2 protein-coding genes, 1 tRNA gene and 1 pseudogene are annotated in these 3,305 nt (G+C 56.7%); 1 reads left to right on the top strand and 3 read right to left on the bottom strand.

Annotated features, from left to right (window positions below; all coding sequences use genetic code 11):
- Window positions 1-76 precede the first annotated feature (76 nt).
- Window positions 77-161 (top strand) — tRNA-Leu (locus ACF8AM_RS19810).
- A gap of 227 nt (window positions 162-388) precedes the next feature.
- Here ACF8AM_RS19810 and ACF8AM_RS19805 read toward each other — a convergent pair.
- The 3 genes and pseudogenes from ACF8AM_RS19805 to ACF8AM_RS19795 form a co-directional block, all read right to left on the bottom strand.
- The gene (locus tag ACF8AM_RS19805; protein WP_392557309.1) at window positions 389-1,435 is read right to left on the bottom strand and encodes a DUF3500 domain-containing protein; all 1,047 of its coding nucleotides are present in this window, start codon (window positions 1,433-1,435) and stop codon (window positions 389-391) included.
- 76 nt (window positions 1,436-1,511) lie between these two features.
- Window positions 1,512-2,558 carry a tRNA pseudouridine(55) synthase TruB gene (gene truB / locus ACF8AM_RS19800; protein WP_392557308.1) on the bottom strand — a complete coding sequence of 349 codons (1,047 nt, stop codon included), beginning with the start codon at window positions 2,556-2,558 and terminating at the stop codon, window positions 1,512-1,514.
- Between the two features lie 94 nt (window positions 2,559-2,652).
- Window positions 2,653-3,305, bottom strand: a pseudogene (locus ACF8AM_RS19795) (hypothetical protein); the annotation flags it as partial.

Here is a 3,305-nt window from a genome sequence, read left to right as displayed (position 1 = left end):
GCGATGTTGAGAATTTCATCCGCAGACTTGGTGCCCAATATGTTGCCAAATGAAAGCGGACACAGAAAAAACCAACGCCCAGGTGGTGGAATTGGCAGACACAGGGGACTTAAAATCCCCCGGACGTTTAGTCCTTGCGGGTTCGAGTCCCGCCCGGGGTATTTTTCATCGCCATGGCGGAACAGAATGCGACGCTGCGATTCATTTTGAGACTCGCCTCTGGGTAGCGTTCGGTTGTCGAGTGGCCTGCCTCGGTTTTCCATACCAAAAAACCGCTCCGGCGTGAGCGGTGATCGCTGACGCAGGAACGGCTTGAGCTGGCTCGCCGACTCAGGCGGTATTCAATGTGCCCATTGATTCAATGAGCTCGCTCGAGGCTTGCGTTCGCTCAGGGAGCGACGGGCAAATCGAAGTCGCCCGACAAGTCGCGATAGACGCAGTGAATGTGGTTGGCGGGGTTGCCTGCCGGATCGGCTTGCACGTTCACGAATTCGATCAAGAACCGCTTGCCTTGCACGCGGTAATAGTGACCAATGCCGGGCTCGAGAGCTCCTGCCCACGCGAAGTGAACATTGTCCCAACCGTCCGTTTCGATTTGCTGTGTCCGCTCAGCGGCGACCTCCTCGGGTGCAACGCTGACATACACATTCACCAAGTCACGCAGTTGCTTCTGTTGGTCTGGGTTCAGGTTGGAATAGGCGATTCCTTCGGGAGCCTCGACTTGGGGTTGCGGTTCACCCGCAAAGCGAATCTCGGGGAGAGCCTCTTCTGCGATCCGGCCCACTTGAAGCTGTTTCGAATCGAGCGATTTGACCAATTTGAACGCCAGTTGCTCTTCTTGATTCAACACCGCGGTGCCTTTGCCCAAGGTCACGCTGGTTTCGTTCTTGACCACGGCTGGGTTGGTTGCCATGAACTGAGGCGTCGAATCAACGACCTTCCCACCACGACACACGAAATTCAGCGAAAGGTGATGACCTTCGAAGGAAAGCCCCCATCTCGCGTCTTCGCCTTTTTCTGTGACGTCACCAAACAACGTCACGTAATAGCGCTGCGGGTTACGTTCCCAGGTTCCTTTGCCAGCTTCCATTTCATTGAGGACCTCTTCCAACAACATGATCCGGTTGGCTTTGCTGTAACCAGCTTCACTGAGGGCCGCACGAAGAAGACGCAGCGCGGTGGTTCGCTGGGCATCGGTCATCTGCTCCAGCATCAATCCCTTGCGTTCTTTCTTTGGAATGAAGTGCCACCCAACTCGCTTTGGCGAATCAAACGCCATGACGGCATCCGCCTTTTGTTCCGCTGTCAGCGAATCGACAAACGCAACAGCGAAGGTCTGCATTTGTTCCGCGGGCGAGGCGGCTAATTTCCAACCTGTCAGCCCTAATACAGCAACGGCAAAAAGGGACAACAATGCAAAACGAATCTTGTTCATGGCGGGTCGATGACAGAGGAAGGGAAAATCGGAGCACGATTGGCTCCGAAAGGAGGGAGTCCGACAAAGCGGAAGATCAGCCACGTAGAGTAATTGATTCCGCCGATGGAAACACTCTCAACGGGTGCCACAATTTTCCATGCGGCCGAAGAATCGCCACCAATTCGCCCCAGGGACTTGACGAATCAGACGATCGATCCACGCCAATGCAATCCGAAACGCTGGTGTTTCGATCGAAAGTGTCGACCTGGTCGATGCATCGCGTCCATTCCTCCGGCAACGGCTCGGCCGGATCCTGCGGGGTTCCCGAAATTCGGATCCCGGCATGCAGCAATCGGATTTGTTCGGCGTCCAAATCGATGGCCGGCAGGTGAGTCAGCCCCTCCACCGAAGGCCGCATGAACTCTGACATCGGGCGGGGAGGCGTTTTTTCGCGGTCCGTGTCGTCAAACATGAACTCGCAATCAAGTGTGTCTTCCAAAGTAAAACGTCCGACTTCGGTGCGAACCAATTTCGTCATCACGGCCGCGCATCCGCAGGCGGAGGCGACATCCATCCCGAGCGTCCGCAAATAGGTTCCCGAGCCACATCGAACATCCAATCGCATCATCGGTGGTTCGTACGTGACTAACTTGACCGCATCGATGAGGATCCGGCGTTTGGGCATCTCAAAATCTTCCCCGCGACGAACTCGCTTGTGTGCCCGCTGCCCGTCCACTTTGATTGCCGAGTGAGCCGGTGGGATCTGCTCCACCACCCCATGAAAATCTTCCAGCACACGCTCGATCTCTTCGGCACTAGGCAACCTTGCGTTTTCCTCGGGCACCAATTCGGATTCCAAGTCACCGGATTCGCTCGACACACCCAACTGGAAATCGGCGAGGTAACGCTTGCCATGCTGCAACACCCACGGCGTCAATCGCGTGGCCGAGCCGATCGCGAGCAACACCAACCCTTCGGCCAACGGATCGAGCGTTCCGGTATGGCCAACCTTCAGCTTGCGAAGCCCGAACTCGGCGCGCAGCCGACGCTGGGCTCGGTTGACCAAATCTCGAGAGGTTGCACCTGGAGGTTTGTAACAGGGCAAAAAACCAAGCGGGGAATGCTCGCCGTTGGGGTCCATTGGAAAACGTCAACTCAATGAATGAAAACAGAATAAGAAACGAAGGAGGAAACACCTTCACCAAAAACAAAGCAGGCAGTTTGCCAATCACCCATCACTCCGAGATCGCTCGCAAAAACAGATGGCTGATCAGTGCCAACACACTCTCGACGACGATGAACAACAGCCGCGCAGTGATCACACACAACAACGCATGCGTCGGATCGGTCACGGTCCCCAACACGACCAACGTCACCCACTCACGAACGCCAGCCCCACCGGGCAACAGCGAAGCGAAACCCAGCACCATGCCGAGGCTGATCGCGGCCGTGGCGACCGTCAACAACTCGTGACCGACCGGCAACCCATTGTAGGCTGGGATGGCTTTCATCACGCAAGCAAACGACAGCCCAATCAGGCACCATGACAACAGGGACCATCCCCAACCGAAGATCAGGCGGGGCCATGTGATCGCAGAAGAAACATCCGCGGCCGCTGTGGACGAACCAGCGGCCCCACTCGCCTGCGCCCGAGCCCGTCGCTTGCTGACCAACTCAATCACGCGGCGCATCACTGGTGGCAACGTGGGAACGCAAGCGACCACCGCCATCATCGTCGCCGCCCACTTGATCCATTGCGGCAGGGGAGTTGACCACATCAGGCATCCAGCCAACGCTCCACCAACGGACATCATCAGCAAAGTTTCAAAGAACACGCAGGTCGTCGCTCGCCCGATCAAAGGCTGCCTCGACGGAACATCTCGCATCA

The sequence above is a fragment of the Rhodopirellula sp. JB055 genome (genome assembly GCF_043100905.1).
Classification (GTDB): Bacteria; Planctomycetota; Planctomycetia; order Pirellulales; family Pirellulaceae; genus Rhodopirellula.
The sequence above is the reverse complement of the archived record's forward strand: the minus strand, read 5'-3'. Positions and strand labels throughout refer to the sequence as shown.

Excerpts from the sequence above, each read along its gene's own strand:
- ACF8AM_RS19805 (WP_392557309.1), bottom strand. The coding sequence starts at position 1,435 with ATGAACAAGATTCGTTTTGCATTGTTGTCCCTTTTTGCCGTTGCTGTA.
- truB (WP_392557308.1), bottom strand. The coding sequence starts at position 2,558 with ATGGACCCCAACGGCGAGCATTCCCCGCTTGGTTTTTTGCCCTGTTAC.